An 18,076-nucleotide genomic window follows, 5' to 3' on the forward strand; every position below is an offset into this window, starting at 1 on the left:
TAAAAAACTTTACTTTTGCCTTAAATCTGTCTTACATGTCAATAGAAGTTAAAAATATTTCAAAAATGTATGGTGCTCAAAAAGCATTAGACAACATTTCATTTTCTGTAAAAAAAGGAGAAATAGTTGGTTTTTTGGGTCCAAATGGAGCAGGAAAATCGACATTGATGAAAATTTTGACCACTTACATTACTGCTGATGAAGGTAGTGCTTCGGTGAATAATTATGATGTAGCTAATGCGAATCAAGAAGTTCAGAAGATTGTTGGCTATCTACCGGAACACAATCCGTTATATTTAGATTTATTTGTTCGGGAATATTTGGCTTTTAATGCGGATGTGTATAAAGTTTCCAAAAACAGAATTCAAGAAGTGATTGATTTGACTGGTTTGACCCCTGAAAGTCACAAAAAAATCGGTCAATTATCAAAAGGATATCGTCAACGTGTTGGTTTGGCTACAGCTTTGTTGCACAATCCGGAAGTATTAATTTTGGATGAACCAACAACCGGATTAGATCCGAATCAATTGGTTGAAATCAGAGATTTGATAATAAACATCGGAAAAGACAAGACTGTTTTTCTTTCTACGCACATTATGCAAGAGGTGGAAGCTATTTGTGATCGAGTAATCATTATCAACAAAGGAAAAATTGTTACCGATAAAAAATTGGATAAATTAATCTCTGATGAACAAGAACAAGTGATTGAAGTAGAATTTGACAAGCCAGTTTCAGAAGAATTGTTTAATTCATTATCCAACTTTAAATCTGCTAAAAAAATCAATGATTCTGTTTGGGAGATTACTTTTTTATCTTCAGAGGATATGCGATCAAAACTATTTGATTTTGCCAATGAAAATGGCTTGAAAACCCTTCAAATTCATTTGAAAAGTAAAAATTTGGAAGCTATTTTCAGAGAAAAAACAAAAAAGTAATTAGTTATAAATTATCCTTCCTTGATAGTGTCTTGTTACATTAACTGATGAAGGAGTAGAATGGATAACTAAATTCCCTGTTGCATATAAATCCCCTGTAATGTTTTGAATTACATTCACATGCATATCATTAAATCCTCTGTGGTAAAGTCCAAAATTTGTAACTTCTAAATTTTCAGCTCTCAGAATACCATTACCATTATAAAAACCTACAAAACAATCAATGGTTTTTCCTGAAAGATAATAATTTGCTACATTATTATTACCAATACTTAATTGATTACATTCTAATTCTAAAATAAAATCACCTGTACCCGCACCGTCTAAACCATCACCGTCTTTATCCATAGCAATTAAGGTAAGGGAAGGATAAGTTAACAATCCGTCTGAAACAATTTTTTGTTCCGTTTTTGATTTAATTTCAAGGATATTGGGTGCCGTAATGTAAACGATTGTTTGTCCGTAATCACGAACCCAATTACAAGTTGTATTATCTTTTAACAAAAGTGTATTGTCAATCACTTTTACATCAATATCATCAATCAAATTTTCACCTGAACGAACTTCAACTTTATAATTTTCACCCTGTTTGATAACCAAACCAATCCCTTTATATACTCTAATGTTTTCAAAAGAAGTTACTTCTACCTCTTTAGTAACCATTCTTCCGGTTGATTTTACACAATCTGCAGGATTGTCACAGCTAAATATCAATATAGAAAACAATAATATGTAAAACGCTTTTTTCATAATTTAAAGTCTAACACCAATTAAAAATTCCATTGCTTCTGCTAAAAAAACATGCGTTTTGATTGATAAACCGGTATAAATATTTTTGGTGAAATAATATTTCATTCCTAATCGATCATAAACAGGAATATCAGATTTATAAGGTTGATATACATAATATCCCAATTGAGCTTCTAATGAAATACGATTGATAAATAATTCATACCCAACAAAAACACCAACTCTTTTATAATCAGTATCAATAGACACATCTTCATCGGGATAAGCAATGGCCATAAATTTAATATATTCTTTATAGGATTGCGTAAAAAAAACTTCTGTACCTAATTGAAAAGCACTTTTTCTACTGATACGTTTGTCAACATAAAATGCTGGATGATAGAAAGGCTTTTGTCCGCTTCCAATAATAGGACTTTCACTAATTCCGGCTCTTAAAACAAAATTATACTTTATTGGTTCTGTAACTTTTTGCTTTGGCAAAGAATCAACATGTTTTTCTAGTGGTTCTTCGAAATTATAGGTAACACCAACATTTATTCCATATGTATTTACGCCACTATTTGGAGCTTTTATTCTTCCGTTTGAAAAATGGGTAAACAATAATCCCGCTTTTAAATCAAACTTATCGAAAATTTTTGTTGTATAATTTAATGCGAAATTGGTATTTGCTACGATTTTAGAACCAAAAGCAGCATTTTTGTTATTGTCTTCTTTATCATGAGGATCAGTAGTATAAGCAACTCCTTGTGCAATTTTAAACTGCAGATGTCGATTTAAAAAATAAAAATTATAAAGAGCTCCGGCTGCATATACTTTTCCTAAAATATCATTTTTAAAATCTTGATAAATAAAGTAGCCCCCATAATCCGGATAATTAAATGCTCTTTCCCATTCTTGATGTCCATACGTTTTTTGATAAACGCTCACAAAAACTCCATCAGGGTGTCCTTTTAAAAAATGTTGTAAATCATCGGTATGAGGTAAAACATTACCTTTAAAATATGTCACATCCAATGAAGTAGTTTCTGTTTTTTCTTGAGCAAACAAAAAATGACAAAAAAATAGGCAACTGAAAAATATCCTCATTACAAAAAGTTATACCCGCAAATATAACAGAATAAAATTAGTGTAGAAATTTTATTGCTTCTTCAAATTTCTGCTAAAAAATATCCTTCGCAATTGCTTTGATGTTTTCAGCTTTTCCCATTGAATAGTAATGCAAAACTGGAATTCCGGCTGCAACCAATTCTTTGCTTTGAGCTGTACACCATTCGATTCCGATTTGTTTGACAGCTTCATTGTCTTTTGCTTTTACAACAGCCATTATCAAATCATCTGGTAAATCCACTTTAAATCGATGCGGAATTAAATTCAATTGTTTTTTGGTGGCAATGGGCTTTAATCCCGGAATAATGGGCACGGTGATTCCGGCAGCTCTGCATTTAGCAACAAAATCAAAAAAACGTTTGTTATCAAAAAACATTTGAGTAATAATGTAATCGGCTCCGTTTTTTATTTTTTGTTTCAGAAAATGAATATCGCTATCCACACTTGGAGCTTCCATGTGCTTTTCGGGATAACCGGCAACGCCAATGCAAAAATTTGTACACGATGAATTTTGTAAATCTTCATCCAAATAAATTCCTTTATTTAGATTATGAATTTGTGTGACCAATTCCGAAGCATATTCATTTCCTTCTTTTTCGGGCTTGAAATAAATTTCGTTTTTCAAAGCATCTCCACGAAGAGCCACGACATTATCAATGCCTAAAAAATCTAAATCGATTAATAAATTCTCCGTGTCTTCTTTTGTAAAACCACCGCACAAAATATGCGGAATAGCATCTACCTCATATTTATTTTGAATTCCGGCACAAATTCCAACCGTTCCTGGACGTTTTTTTACAATTTTCTTTTGTAATAATCCGCTTGGCAATTCTTTGAATTCGTATTCTTCCCGATGATAGGTTACATCAATAAAAGGTGGATTGAACTCCATCAACGGATCAATCGAATCAAAAATAGATTGAATATTTTGCCCTTTTAATGGCGGTAAAATTTCAAAGGAGAATAAAGGTTTGCCGTTGGCGTTTTCGATATGTTGGGTTACTTTCATTTTCGGTTAACTGTTATTGGTTGTCGGTTGTCGGTTAACAGATAACGGACAACAGACAACGGTTTTACTCTGCTATATTTGGCGAAAGCCATTTTGTCGCCATTTCTATACTGATGTTTCTTCGTTTTGCGTAATCTTCTACTTGGTCTTTTTTTATTTTTCCTAATCCGAAATATTTGCTTTCCGGATGAGCAAAATAATATCCTGAAACCGATGCTGCCGGCCACATTGCCATGCTTTCGGTTAATTTTACACCTATTTCTTCTTCTACATTTAACAATTTCCAAATGGTTGGTTTTTCCAAATGATCCGGGCATGCGGGATAACCCGGAGCCGGACGAATTCCGGTATAATTTTCTTTTATTAAATCCTCATTGGATAATTTTTCATCAGAAGCATACCCCCAAATTTCTTTTCGCACTTTTAGGTGTAAATATTCAGCAAAAGCTTCTGCTAATCGATCGCCTAAAGCTTTTACTAAAATGGAGTTATAATCGTCTAATTGTTTTTCAAATTCGGATGCTTTTTCATCTACACCAAATCCGGTTGTCACACAAAAACAGCCGATGTAATCTTGAATTCCGCTTTCTTTTGGAGCTATAAAATCGGCAAGAGCGATGTTTGGTGCTCCGGCAGTTTTTTGAGATTGTTGACGTAATGTGATAAAAGTTGTAGAGACGTTGCATGCAACGTCTGTACCAATGATTATATCATCATCATTTATCGAATTTGCTGGAAAAATACCCAAAATTCCTTTTGCTGTAAACCATTTTTCATTGACGATTTGTTCTAACATTTTTTGAGCATCTGCAAACAAATGAGTGGCTTGTTCTCCAACTACTTCATCGGTTAAAATGGTAGGATATTTTCCATACAATTCCCACGATTGAAAAAACGGTGTCCAATCAATGAAATCGACCAATTCTGATAACTCAACTTCTACGGTTTTTGTACCGATGAAATTGGGTTTTGTTGGCTGATAATTTTTCCAATTGAGTTGTAATTTGTTTTTTCTGGCTTCGGTTATCGATAAGAAATTCTTCTCTCTACTCCTATTTAAATAACCTTCACGAAGATGATCATACTCTTCTCGAACCGTTTTTGCATAAGCTGTTTTTGTTTCGGTTTGCAATAAATTTGTAGCAACTGTAACTGCTCGTGAAGCATCATTTACGTGAACAACGGTTTCTTTATATTCGGGTGCAATTTTTACAGCTGTATGAGCACGAGAAGTTGTTGCCCCGCCAATCATAATTGGAATTTTGATGTTTAATTTATCCATTTCTTTCGCCAAATAAACCATTTCATCCAACGATGGTGTGATTAATCCGCTTAGACCAATGATATCCACGTTTTCACGAATTGCAGTTTCGATGATTTTTTCCGGTGGAACCATGACACCCAGATCAATGATTTCAAAATTATTACAAGCCAAAACGACTGCAACAATATTTTTCCCAATATCGTGAACATCGCCTTTTACGGTTGCCATCAACACTTTTCCGGCAGACGAGGAAGCGGTTGAATCTTTCTCTTCTTCAATAAAAGGAAGCAAGTAAGCCACTGCTTTTTTCATTACTCGGGCAGATTTCACTACTTGTGGCAAAAACATTTTTCCGCTTCCGAATAAATCGCCAACGACATTCATTCCTGCCATTAAATTAATTTCGATAACTTCGATAGCTTTTGAAGCATTTAGTCTGGCTTCTTCCACATCAATTTCGATGAACTCATCGATTCCTTTGACTAATGAATTCGTTAATCGTTCTTGAACGGAACCATTTCTCCATTCTTGTATGGCTTTTTCATTGACTTTAAAATCGCCTTTATAACTTTCGGCTAATTCTAAAAGTCGTTCAGTCGCATCTTCTCTTCTGTTTAATAAAACATCTTCAACATGTTCTAATAAATTCTTATCGATTTCATCATAAATTTCCAACATTTCAGGGTTCACAATTCCCATTGTCATTCCGTTTTGAATAGCGTGATATAGGAAAGCGGAATGCATTGCTTCACGCACTTTATCGTTTCCACGGAAAGAAAAAGAAACATTACTTACTCCGCCGGAAACATTTGCGTAGGGTAGATTTTCACGAATCCATTTGGTGGCTCGGAAAAAATCTAATGCGTTTAATCTATGCTCCTCCATTCCGGTAGCAACGGGAAAAATATTAGGGTCGAAAATAATATCTTCTGCCGGAAAACCTACTTTATCGACTAAAATATCGTAACTTCTTTTGCAGATTTCAATTCTTCTTTCGTAGGTATCGGCTTGACCGTTTTCATCAAAAGCCATCACAATGACAGCTGCTCCATAACGTTTGATTAATTTGGCGTGATGAATAAAGGTTTCTTCGCCTTCCTTTAACGAAATGGAATTGACGACTCCTTTTCCTTGAATAACTTTTAATCCGGCTTCGATGATTTCCCATTTGGAACTGTCAATCATAACAGGAACTCGAGCAATATCGGGTTCGGCAGCAATTAAATTCAGGAATTTGGTCATGGCTTGAACACCATCCAACATTCCTTCGTCCATGTTGACATCGATGATTTGGGCACCGCCTTCTACTTGAGCACGAGCAATATCAAGAGCTTCTTCGTACTTTTCTTCTTTGATTAAACGAAGAAATTTTCGTGAACCGGTAACGTTTGTTCGTTCGCCCACGTTTACGAAATTCGTTTCAGGAGTTATAATGAGCGGTTCGAGACCGGATAATTTTAAATATTTTTTACAATCAGCTTCTGCCATTTTTTTATTTTTTGCCACGAATTGCACAAATTTCACGAATTTATTTCATGAAAATTACTGTAATTCAGGTTTTAAGGTTCTGGGTTTAAATTCCGATGCTACTTCTGCAATTAATTTGATGTGTTCCGGCGTTGTGCCACAACAACCACCAATAATGTTGATTAAATTGTCTTGCAAATATTCACGAATTAACGCTTGCATTTCTTCCGGAGTTTGATCGTATTGCCCGAATGCATTGGGTAAACCGGCATTGGGATGAGCGGATATATTGAGTTGTGTATTGTGTGCTAATCGTTTTAAATACGGTTTTAATTGATCGGCACCTAGAGCACAATTGAAACCGATGCTTAATAATGGAATATGTGAAATGGAAATTAAAAAAGCTTCTACGGTTTGACCGGAAAGTGTACGTCCAGAAGCATCTGTGATGGTTCCTGAAACCATAACCGGAATATCGAGGTTTCGTTCTTCTTTGACTTCTTCGATGGCGAAAAGGGCCGCTTTTGCGTTGAGTGTGTCGAAGATGGTTTCTACTAATAAAACATCACTACCACCATAAATTAGAGCTTCGACTTGTTGTTTGTAGGCAATGCGTAAATCGTCGAACGTTACGGCACGAAAACCGGGGTCGTTTACGTCCGGACTCATCGATGCAGTTCGGTTGGTTGGGCCAATGGAACCAGCGACAAAACGAGGTTTATCGGTGAATTCATCGGCTACCTCGCGGGCAATTTTGGCGGATTGGTAATTGAGTTCGTACACCAAATCTTCGAGATGATAATCGGCCATTCCGATGGTGGTTCCGGAGAAAGTATTGGTTTCTACGATATCTGCTCCGGCTTGAAAATAGGCTCGATGGACGGCTTTTACCGCTTCGGGTTGCGTGATGGAAAGTAAATCATTGTTTCCTTTGAGCGGATGTGGGAAATCTTTGAAACGTTCGCCTCGAAAATCTTCTTCGGAGAAATTGTTTCGTTGTAACATTGTTCCCATCGCTCCGTCGAGGACGAGGATTCTTTCCTGAATGGCTTTTTCTATTTTTGACATTTTATTTTTTTATTTAACCACGAAGTTCACGAAGGAATTTCGCAAAGTTCACTACCACTAATTTGTTGCACTGACACCTAGCCCCGATTGAAGCGGAAATTTTTTGTGGCAGACGGGTATTTTTTCTTGCTTTTAAAAAGCGACCAAAGGGAGCTCTTTTTGAAGCGTAGAAAAAAAGCCGGATGACACAAAAAATTGCAGCGGAAAGCGGGATTAGCTTCTAACTATAAAAATTATCAAGAAAAAGGAGGAAATAAATGGGTTATCTGTTCTCGTTTTTTGAACGAGATAGAATGTAGCACCTTCTACAGTTGCAGGGTTGCTAAGCTTTCACAGGGTCTAGTCCCTCCGGCTTTCGTGATAACGATCAGTATGTGTATGAACGGGGCAAATATAGAGAGATATTTGAAATAACAGAAAATTTTTCTACTATTTTTAAATATAATTTTTAATACAGTAAAATAATCTAAAATATAAACAATATATAGTTTTAATTTCAGTTTAAGTGAGGTTTATCTAAAAAAGATAATGCAAAGTGGTTAAAACACTAAAAAACAAAAAAATATTTTTTTAATCAAATAGTCTTTATACATTTGCATCCGAATCGAAGAGGAAAAATTTGAACTGATTGCAACCTCGTAAAAAAATGCTAAAGCAGAATACTCCTTTAGTTTTTACCCTGCAATTTTTTTTCTCGCTATTGTATTAATCATGCTGAAGCAATTCAGTTAAACTTAAAGTAATATTATGGCTTATTTATTTACGTCAGAGTCTGTGAGTGAAGGACATCCAGACAAAGTTGCGGATCAAATTTCAGACGCATTAATTGACAACTTTTTAGCATTTGATGCTGAATCAAAAGTAGCTTGTGAAACATTGGTTACAACCGGACAAGTAATTTTGGCTGGTGAAGTAAAATCTAACACCTATTTAGATGTTCAATCTATCGCACGTGAAGTGATTAGAAAAATTGGATACACTAAAAGCGAATACATGTTTGAGGCCAACTCGTGTGGTGTTCTTTCCGCTATTCACGAACAATCTGCTGATATTAACCAAGGAGTTGACAGAGCAAGCAAAGAAGAGCAAGGGGCCGGTGATCAAGGAATGATGTTTGGATACGCTACCAATGAAACTGATAATTACATGCCATTAGCATTAGATTTATCGCATGCTTTACTGATTGAATTAGCAGCCATTCGCAGAGAAAACAATGAAATAAAGTACTTACGCCCAGATGCAAAATCACAGGTAACTTTAGAATATTCAGACGATAACAAACCCGTAAGAATTGATGCTATTGTAATTTCTACTCAACATGATGATTTTGACAATGAAGCAGCGATGTTAGCTAAAATCAAATCGGATTTGATTGAAATTTTAATTCCAAGAGTAAAAGCAAAATATCCACAATATGCACATTTATTTAACGATAACATTACCTATCACATTAATCCTACCGGCAAATTTGTAATTGGAGGGCCTCATGGCGACACCGGATTAACAGGTAGAAAAATCATTGTAGATACTTACGGTGGAAAAGGAGCACACGGAGGAGGAGCTTTTTCAGGAAAAGATCCATCAAAAGTTGACAGAAGTGCCGCTTATGCCACAAGACATATTGCGAAAAACTTGGTTGCAGCCGGATTGTGTGATGAAGTTTTGGTTCAAGTATCGTATGCGATTGGTGTTGCCAAACCAACTTCTATCAATGTAAATACGTATGGTACAGCAAAAGTAAATTTAAAAGATGGTGAAATCAGTAAGATAGTGGAAAGCATTTTCGACATGCGTCCCTATTTTATCGAACAACGTTTGAAACTAAGAAATCCTATTTACAGCGAAACAGCTGCTTACGGACACATGGGAAGAACTCCTGAAACTGTAACAAAAAGTTTCAAATCTCCTGATGGAGCAGAAAAAACGGTAACAGTTGATTTGTTTACTTGGGAAAAATTGGATTATGTTGACCAAGTTAAAAAAGCATTCGGATTATAAAATTAACTAACTCAACCATAAAAAACCCTGACTCATATTTTGCAGTCAGGGTTTTTGCTTTTTACAAGTTGTATCTTAAGCTAAATATCAAATAGCGGGGCTGCACAAAATACTGTGAAGTTCTAAAACCAATCTGATTAAAACTATCATCATTCAATGAACGCGTATTCAATAAATTGGTCACCCCAACTCTATATTCCATTTTAGCATCTTTTTTACGATACGCCAAACTAGCATTTAAAAAATCATAACTATTTCTAACCGTTCCGGTTGAATTGGTATAACTATAATAATCATAATCGGCATTAAAGGAAAATCCGTTTAAGAAGAAATAATCTAATTTAGCAAAAGGTTGTTGAGTTGTAAAGGTGGTTCCTTGATAATCATTTAAAGTGATTGTATAACCGATTTCGATATTTGGCCATTTTGCAAATTGCGTTCCTAGTGAAGTTCGATAGGTTTGACTAAAGGATTCCGTAGTTTGTACAAAATCAGCACTGGTATTCAGTGGATCAGTTGGGTTCACACGAAGTGTGTTGAATTGCGACCAATTCAAATTGAATCCAATATTTGCTTTATAGAATTTTTTAAATGTTCGTTGATACCCTGCTGTTCCGTTAATACTTTTATTTTCGAAATTGGCATTTACTCGTTCGCTTACTTGATTAATTCCATTAAAAAAGGAACGATTTACAACAGGATCAGAGGTTTCAACATAATTTATATTTCCAAAAATAGTGGTATAATTGAATAAATTATATTTGAAATACCGCAAAGAATGCGTTTGTTGTAAGGCATTTTCTAAGTAACGATTTCCACGGTTAAAAGAGTTAAAATTGCTAAACGTAAACCCTTGTACAAATGAATTAATGTCGCTAAACAAATTGCTCATACGATAATTATACGTTAACGATTCTGATTTTTTAATTTGAAATTGAGCGAATAAATCCGGTAAAACTCTACTAAAATCATCTCTTACTCTTGAATCTAACTGGTCATTATACGTGTTGTACCGATGAAAACTAATTCCGGGATTGAATGTAAATTTTCCTTTGATAAATTTATAATGCACCCCTAAATATGCATCGTTAAAACTATAACGAACGTCATTGTTATAGGTGTCATCCGTCAAAGTCAAACGATTTCCGTTATCCAACAATTGAAAAATGGACGAATTATAACTTTGGTAAGAATTTGTGTTTCCTAATGTTATGTTGATATTGCTTTTGGCGGTTAAACTGTAATAATAATCTACTTTGGCGTCTATACGATTTGTTTTGACAAACCGTGCTTGATTGATGTTGAATGAACTTTGATTCACATCAAATAAGCCTAAATTAGCAAAAGGTTCATTTAACAAATCCGGATTATACAATGGATCTTCATCTTGGTATTGATGTTGCATTTCGAACGCCCACGTATTTTTTTCATTTTGTGTCCAAAAAATATTTAAACTTTGGTTTAACGTAATTGGGTCTTGCTTTTTAAATGAACTAATTTCATTAAAGGTCTCGTTGTCACCGGAAAAAGAAGTTGATTCTAATACGTTTGACTCTTCTTGATTAGAACGTTTAACAGAAACATCATAATCAAATTGAAAATTTGTATTTGGCTTGTATTTTGAACCTATTTTAAAAATGGAAAGATTATTGGTTACACGAGAAACATCGCTACGATTTTCAACTGTTTCAACATTGGTTGTATTGGGTTCAAAAATTTCGTTTCTTGATTGAGTATTTGTATTCGTTTTGTCTGAAGTTAAAACTGCAAATCCGCTTAAACTCCAAGTTTTTGTCACTTGCTGTGTGATGTTTGCTGCTCCAAATTTGGTGTCAATTTCTTCTGCTCGATTGTTTCGTTGCGTAGAAATTCCTAAATCGTTTGAAGAAATATTGAAATTGGTTCCACTTCTGCCAATGGTATTTCTAGCTCCACCGGTTAGTCTAAAATAATCCCTCAAAGAAAAAGGAACATCACCTATATTATTAAAGTTAGATATTACATTTACACTGGTTTTTGGACTGTAATAAAATAATTTTGGATTAATGATATATCGTTCATCCGGTCCAACTCCGGCAGAAATATCGCCAAACCAAAACTTATTTTTACCTTTTTTAAGTTTGATATTAATGGCAACATCATCGTTGTTGTTTTCTAATCCTCTTAATTGACTTACTTCGGTGTAATTTCGAAGTACTTGCACTTTATCCACCGCATCAGAAGGAATATTTTTTGACCCTAACTTGGTATCGCCTTCGAAGAATTTTTTTCCATCTACCAAAAGCTGAGTCACTTTCTTGCCTTCTACTTCAATTTCGCCATCTGCGTTTACATCTACACCAGGGAGTTTCTTTAAAACGTCTTCTAACTTTCGTTCTGTTCCCGTTTTAAAAGAATCGGCATTGTAAACAATTGTATCGCCTTTTATAGAAACCGGCATTTCTTGCACGACTTCAACACCTTCTAAACTTATTCCACCTTCTTTCAAGGTGATTACTTTTTGAATATTTTCGGTTTGTGTTTGAACCGTTAAATCCAATGATTGGAATCCTATAAAACTAACCTTTATTTTATAATTTGAATTGGGCTTTAAATTCAGTTGAAATTTACCTTTGTCATTGGTAATTCCATACGCATCCATGGCTTTTGTATCTTGATTAATAGCCATTACGTTTGCCATTTCAAGCGGTTTTCGTAACGTATCTTGAACAATTCCCTCTACCCTAACCGATTGAGCGAAACTTACATATGAAAAAAACAAAAAAAGGTAAATTGAAATTTTATATTTAAGCATATTTTTTAGTTGTAAAATTATCCGCCAATTCTGAATTGCATTCCACCTCTGCCACCTTGACCCTGATTCATTTCTCTCATTTCATTCATTTTTTCCATGACAATTTTATCATATTCAGCTTGTGTTACAACTTTACCGTTTTTAGGAGCTTTAATTTCTTTTTTCTCTTTTGTATTCAAAACAATCTTAGAACATAAAACAACCGTTTTACCATCTGTAACTTCTAAAATAAGACCAGGTAGTCCCCAATAGTTCTCCGGTCCTTGATTGATAGGGATTTCAGGAGTATACCATGCAGTTATGCTAATTTCTTTGGGCATCTCCCAACCATCCATAAAATTAGTAGTTTTCGCTTCTTCTTTTTTCTTTTCGCCTTCAGCTTTTTCATCTTTTTTATCTTCCGCTTTTCTTCTGAAATTTCTAAAATCTGACTGTGTTACCGGTCTAACCGCTGTGGCTTTATAACACGTATAATTACCGATTTGTTTGGTTTCGCCTTCTAATTTCCACTCATACTTTGGCAAACTGTCTTTTACTAAAAATTCTTTTCCAAAAAACTCTTTGTCAACTGTAAACATTTTTTCTTTCACATTTTTATAATGTGTTCCACCACCACCCATCATTGAAGTCATAAAACGCATTCCGCCACCTTGTCCTGGAGCATCTAATTTTTCTTCTTCTTTATAAATAGAAGCACTTTTATCGAAATTTAAAATGAACGTTTTTTCAAAAGCAGCCTTCATTCGTTCTTGAAACATTTTTTGCATTTCAGGCGTTATTTCTCTATTTCCAGAAAAACCAGCAGTCATATCTGCTGTACTGGTTTTAGATTCATACACAGCCATTCCCTGAAAATCTTGGGCAAAAACACTAATTACAGCTGCAAAAAAAGTAAGTAAAGTAACTACAATGGTTTTCATTTTATTGCGTTTTAAAATTGGTAAAACAAATATGACGAGTTGTAACGAGTTTTGTTACCAATTTTTTGTTAAAAAACTAATGGTTAAAAAGGAATTTCTACTAATTAAAGTGTACTTTAGCTATCATGAAAAAATTTATTCTTTTTCTTTGCTTTTTTATCATATCCATTGGCTTTGCTCAGGAAAAAGTTATTAAGCCTCAATTAGTAACAACTTCAACTTTAGTAGCAGATGAGTTTTTTGGGTCAGATTCTTTTGGCTATGTTTATTATAATAAAGCAAATGTGTTTTATAAGCAAAAAAACAAAGAGCTTTTTCAATATAAAAATTTAGCTTTAGGAAAAATAAAAGGGGTAGATTTACAAAATCCGTTAAAAATTGTTCTTTTTTATGAAGGGTTTAATTCGGTTGTCACCTTAGATAATCAATTGAACGAAACCTTGCTATTCAATTTTTCTAAAAACCAAAACAATCCAATTGTGACCTCAGCTGTAGGATTGGCTTCTCAAAACCGTTTATGGCTTTTCAATTCCTTGCCAATGCAATTGGGGTTGTATGATTTTAACAAACAACAATGGCAATCGCTTTCGCAACCTTTTCAAAGCCCGATTCAATATTATCAAACTGATTACAATAATTTTTATTGGGCTGATTCAAATAACAACATTTATAGTTGTGATATCTTTGGTAAAATAACCGCTTTAGGTACAATTCCAAAATTTGATGCTGTTCAAATTTTATCCTATGAAAAAGTTGTTTTTCAAATTGAAAATAAATTATTTTTCCATGATTTAAAAGACAACTCAACAATTGAAATTCAATTAGATAAAAAAATGATTGAAAAATTTCAAGTTAAAGACCAATTTTTGCTTATTTTTACCGAGAGCGAAATAAGTAAATATCAAATTCTTTTACCGTAATGCACATAGCAGTAGCAGGCAATATTGGAGCCGGAAAAACCACTTTAACACGACTATTAGCCAAACATTTTAAATGGGAACCGCATTTTGAAGATGTGGTTGACAATCCGTATTTGGATGATTTTTACCATCAAATGGAACGTTGGTCCTTTAATCTTCAAATTTACTTTTTGAATAGCCGATTCAGACAAATTCTACAAATTCGCGAAAGCGGAAAGAAAATTATTCAAGACAGAACTATTTACGAAGATTCCCATATTTTTGCTCCTAACCTGCATGCCATGGGTTTAATGACCAATCGTGATTTTAATAATTACAAATCATTGTTTGAATTGATGGAAAGCATGGTTCAATCACCTGATTTGTTGATTTATTTGAGAAGTTCTATTCCCAATTTAGTGAGCCAAATTCACAAAAGAGGGCGTGATTATGAAAATACGATTTCGATTGACTATCTAAGTCGATTGAACGAACGCTACGAAGCTTGGATTCAAAGTTACGACAAAGGAAAATTGCTAATTATTGATGTAGACAACATCAATTTCGTTGATAATCCCGAAGATTTAGGAATGATAATCAACCGAATAGATGCCGAAATAAACGGATTATTTTAGTACTAAAACATAGAAAATTGCCTCAATTTATTGAGGCTTTTTTATTGCATCGTATCAAACAACGATTTTACTTTTATGTTTTGTACTGGTTTTGACAATTTGATGAATCGCTTTTCTTTTGGCAATAAATCAAAATAATTATCTTCAAAAAACACTTCACCTTCTGAATAAATGAAAACATCTTTGGCTAAAATATCAGAGGAAATTTCAAAAGTAAAACTATCAATAGTTCTAATTTGAATTGTTGGCTTTTGAAGTTTTAATTCTTTAGGTTTTGCAAAAAAATAATTTGATTGAACTTCATTCAATTGCACTTTTAAAACGGTTTGTTGCCAATCGAATGATTTCAATTCCTCTTTCAGTATTTCATAAACAATTGTACTCGTATTTTCTTCAACACTAATTTCTTTCGAAGTTTTCCATAGTGATTTTCCCTCGAAGGAAAGCAATTCTAATTCCAATTTCCCTGAATAATTTTCGAAATCATCATTAACTAAATACACTTTATATTTATCATTTTCATTTGCAACCGAAAGCAGCAAATTCTCAAAACTTCGTTTCGCTTGATACTGAAAGGCTTTCCAATTCCCAAAATAATCCAATGAACTCCAAGACGTAACGGGCCAACAATCGTTTAATTGCCAATATAGCGTTCCCATACAATACGGTTTAGCTCTTCGGTGGGCTTCAATGGCGGTTTTCATGCCACGAGCTTGCAACAATTGGGAAACATACAGATAATCTTCAAAATCTTTTGGCACCACATAATCGCGTTCCATGTATTCGTTGATGGTTTCGTAACCTGTGGGATGTTTTTGATGATTTTTGAGGGCTTCGGAAGTGAAATTTAAATCTTCTTTATTAATTACTTTTTGTAAGGTTTCCATATTGGGCATACCTTGAAAACCGTATTCACTTACAAACCTTCCTACCTTTTTTTCATATATCTCAAAGGGTTCTTTTCCCCACCAAACGCCCCAATAATGCACATCGCCTTGGGTTAAACTTTCTTTTCTTCCCCAACCTTTCGATGGAGAAGACGACCAATAAATATTCTTTCCTTTCGGAAGCAAACTGTCTAATGTTTGCGGAATCATTTCATGAAATACTTTTTTGTAATCATTCCAAATTTGAGTTGAATCGGCTTTGGAATAATTAAATTGCTTTTGCCAACCCCAATTGTGCCAACCCTCATCATTTTCGTTATTACCGCACCAAATAGCAATACTTGGATGGTTTTGTAAGCGATTTACGTTGTCAATTACTTCTTGTTTTACATTTTCTACAAATTTTTCATCGCTAGGATACATTGCACAGGCAAACATAAAATCTTGCCAAACTAAAATTCCTTTGGCGTCACAAGCTTCATAAAAGTCATCATCAAAATAAACGCCACCGCCCCAAACGCGAAGCATGTTCATATTCGCTTTTTTAGCATTTTCAACTAAAGAAAAATAAGTGGAATCCGAAACTCGTGGCAAAAAACTATCAGGAGGAACCACATTGGCACCTTTCATAAACACGGATTTTCCGTTTATTTTGAAGTAGAAACTGCTTCCAATTTGGTCTTTTTCCTGAATTAATTCGATGGTTCTTAGACCAATATGTAGCTTTTTTGAATCCAATAATTGATTTTTATGACTGATTTCAACAGTAAAATGATATAAATTCGCATCACCTAATCCGTTACACCACCACAATTTTGGATTCGCAATTTCATAAGTCATTTTGATTTTATTCTTTCCTTTTTTCAAATTGAAAGTTTCTGATTTTTCATTAATTTTCAGCTGAATCGTTTTGACTTTGGAAACGTAAATTTCGGTTGTGAATTCTAAAATCGCTTTTTTGTCATTCAATTCGATTTGACTGTATTTTATGTTTTCAATTTTACCCGAATTCCAAAATTTCAATTGGACTGGTTTCCAAATTCCTGTCGTTACGAATCGTGGCCCCCAATCCCAACCGAATTGATATTGTGCTTTTCGAACAAAAACACGTTCTTTTTCAGGTAAAGTATACGATAATTTTTTCGCTTCTTCTTTCCCTTTTTGGACTACAGAATGAAAAACCACTTTTAAATGATTGGTTCCGATTTTCAAATGTGATTTGGAAGAAATGGTCCATTTTCGGAACATATTATCAGCATCTAAAACTACTTTCCCATTCAAATAAACGGTTGCATAGGTGTCCAAACCCTCAAATTCCAAATCAATGTTTTGATTTTTTAAATCGGCTTTTGAAATTGTAAAATGAGTTTCGTATTCCCAATTTTCATTTTCAATCCACTGCAATTGCTTTTCATTAGCTCCGAAAAATGGATCAGGAATTAGTTGGTTTTGAAACAAATCGGTATGAAGCGTTCCGGGAATGGTCGCTTTGTGTTTTTTTATTTCGTTTTGCTTATTGAATATCCAGTTTTCGGTTGACAAATTACGATAGGAAGTTTGTCCAAAAAAGAAAAAACAATTTAGACTGCATATGAAAACGAAAATATCTTTAACCATATAAGGCATATAAGTTTTTAGAGTGAAAGCTTAATTAAAATTAATGAAGCTCATTTAAGATTGCAACTTTTTCTTCAATTGAAAAATTTCCTCTGGACTAGCAATTTCACTTCCATCAGTAATTGCTGAAGAATGATACCAATTCGCATTAACCATTTCGTCTAATGCTGAAATATTAGTCGAACGCAATCCGCCACCAGGCATGATTTCGATGCGATTATTGGCTTGAATGACTAATTTTTTCATTACTTCTTTACCTTCGATGACATTTGGGAAAGTTCCGGAAGTTAGAATCGTTGAGAATCCACAAGATATCACATCTTCCAATGATTGTTCGTAATCTAAAACTTCATCAAAAGCTTTGTGAAACGTACATGGAAATGGTTTAGCTAATTCCACTAACGCTAAATTCTGTTCTATATTCATTGTTTTATCCTCTTTCATTATTCCAAAAACAAATCCGTTGATTCCTAATTTCTTGATGGTTTCAATTTCCGATTTCATTTGTTCCAATTCTGCTTCTGAATACACAAAATTTCCTCCACGTGGGCGAATCATTATATATAAATCAATAGTCAAATGTTCACGAACTTGTTGAATTATTTGATGATTTGGAGTAATACCGCCAACTGAAATATCCGCACATAATTCTATTCTATCCGCTCCCGCCTTTTGAGCAATCAAAGCCGAATCCAAATTAAAACAAGCGATTTCTAGTTTTTTCAT

13 protein-coding genes and 1 riboswitch are annotated in these 18,076 nt (G+C 34.0%); of the genes, 4 read left to right on the forward strand and 9 right to left on the reverse strand.

The window, feature by feature from the left end:
• Nucleotides 1-35: 35 nt before the first annotated feature.
• Nucleotides 36-935 (forward strand): gliding motility-associated ABC transporter ATP-binding subunit GldA, encoded by a 900-nt coding sequence (gene gldA / locus H601_RS0107945; RefSeq protein ID WP_026711013.1) that lies wholly within the window; start codon nt 36-38, stop codon nt 933-935.
• On the opposite strand, the gene H601_RS0107950 is transcribed toward gldA, so the two are convergent.
• The 5 genes from H601_RS0107950 to H601_RS16820 all read right to left on the reverse strand — a co-directional run bounded on the left by H601_RS0107950 (nt 936) and on the right by H601_RS16820 (nt 7,600).
• Nucleotides 936-1,685: a head GIN domain-containing protein gene (locus H601_RS0107950; protein ID WP_026711014.1), complete on the reverse strand. Its 750-nt coding sequence runs from the start codon at nt 1,683-1,685 to the stop codon at nt 936-938. It lies immediately after the preceding gene.
• A 3-nt stretch (nt 1,686-1,688) separates the two neighbouring features.
• Nucleotides 1,689-2,771, reverse strand: coding sequence for an acyloxyacyl hydrolase (locus H601_RS0107955; protein ID WP_026711015.1), 1,083 nt, complete (start codon nt 2,769-2,771; stop codon nt 1,689-1,691).
• Between the two features lie 73 nt (nt 2,772-2,844).
• Nucleotides 2,845-3,801, reverse strand: a complete 957-nt coding sequence (gene metF, locus H601_RS0107960; protein ID WP_026711016.1) for a methylenetetrahydrofolate reductase [NAD(P)H] — start codon at nt 3,799-3,801, stop codon at nt 2,845-2,847.
• A 64-nt stretch (nt 3,802-3,865) separates the two neighbouring features.
• The gene (metH, locus tag H601_RS0107965) at nt 3,866-6,553 is read right to left on the reverse strand and encodes a methionine synthase (protein WP_245571628.1); all 2,688 of its coding nucleotides are present in this window, start codon (nt 6,551-6,553) and stop codon (nt 3,866-3,868) included.
• 54 nt (nt 6,554-6,607) lie between these two features.
• Nucleotides 6,608-7,600 (reverse strand): homocysteine S-methyltransferase family protein, encoded by a 993-nt coding sequence (locus tag H601_RS16820; protein ID WP_026711018.1) that lies wholly within the window; start codon nt 7,598-7,600, stop codon nt 6,608-6,610.
• A gap of 259 nt (nt 7,601-7,859) precedes the next feature.
• Nucleotides 7,860-7,967, reverse strand: a riboswitch (SAM riboswitch).
• A 380-nt stretch (nt 7,968-8,347) separates the two neighbouring features.
• Here H601_RS16820 and metK point away from each other — a divergent pair.
• Complete coding sequence (gene metK, locus H601_RS0107975; protein WP_026711019.1) at nt 8,348-9,598, forward strand: methionine adenosyltransferase; 1,251 nt, start codon at nt 8,348-8,350, stop codon at nt 9,596-9,598.
• A 61-nt stretch (nt 9,599-9,659) separates the two neighbouring features.
• On the opposite strand, the gene H601_RS0107980 is transcribed toward metK, so the two are convergent.
• Both H601_RS0107980 and H601_RS0107985 read right to left on the reverse strand, forming a co-directional pair.
• The gene (locus tag H601_RS0107980) at nt 9,660-12,392 is read right to left on the reverse strand and encodes a carboxypeptidase-like regulatory domain-containing protein (protein WP_035655734.1); all 2,733 of its coding nucleotides are present in this window, start codon (nt 12,390-12,392) and stop codon (nt 9,660-9,662) included.
• A 17-nt stretch (nt 12,393-12,409) separates the two neighbouring features.
• Nucleotides 12,410-13,312 (reverse strand): GLPGLI family protein, encoded by a 903-nt coding sequence (locus tag H601_RS0107985; RefSeq protein WP_026711021.1) that lies wholly within the window; start codon nt 13,310-13,312, stop codon nt 12,410-12,412.
• Between the two features lie 125 nt (nt 13,313-13,437).
• Here H601_RS0107985 and H601_RS0107990 point away from each other — a divergent pair, with 125 nt between their 5' ends.
• Together H601_RS0107990 and H601_RS0107995 are read left to right on the forward strand one after the other, a co-directional pair.
• A complete protein-coding gene (locus tag H601_RS0107990) occupies nt 13,438-14,232 on the forward strand; it encodes a hypothetical protein (RefSeq protein WP_026711022.1) in 795 nt (264 codons plus the stop codon).
• Complete coding sequence (locus H601_RS0107995) at nt 14,232-14,846, forward strand: deoxynucleoside kinase (RefSeq protein ID WP_026711023.1); 615 nt, start codon at nt 14,232-14,234, stop codon at nt 14,844-14,846. The genes H601_RS0107990 and H601_RS0107995 overlap by 1 nt, the downstream gene beginning before the upstream one ends.
• 41 nt (nt 14,847-14,887) lie before the next feature.
• On the opposite strand, the gene H601_RS0108000 is transcribed toward H601_RS0107995, so the two are convergent.
• Nucleotides 14,888-17,275 carry a glycoside hydrolase family 2 protein gene (locus H601_RS0108000; RefSeq protein WP_084139955.1) on the reverse strand — a complete coding sequence of 796 codons (2,388 nt, stop codon included), beginning with the start codon at nt 17,273-17,275 and terminating at the stop codon, nt 14,888-14,890.
• A gap of 129 nt (nt 17,276-17,404) precedes the next feature.
• Nucleotides 17,405-18,076, reverse strand: coding sequence for a copper homeostasis protein CutC (locus H601_RS0108005; protein WP_026711025.1), 672 nt, complete (start codon nt 18,074-18,076; stop codon nt 17,405-17,407).

It is taken from the genome of Flavobacterium filum DSM 17961 (assembly GCF_000425465.1).
Lineage (GTDB): Bacteria > Bacteroidota > Bacteroidia > Flavobacteriales > Flavobacteriaceae > Flavobacterium > Flavobacterium filum.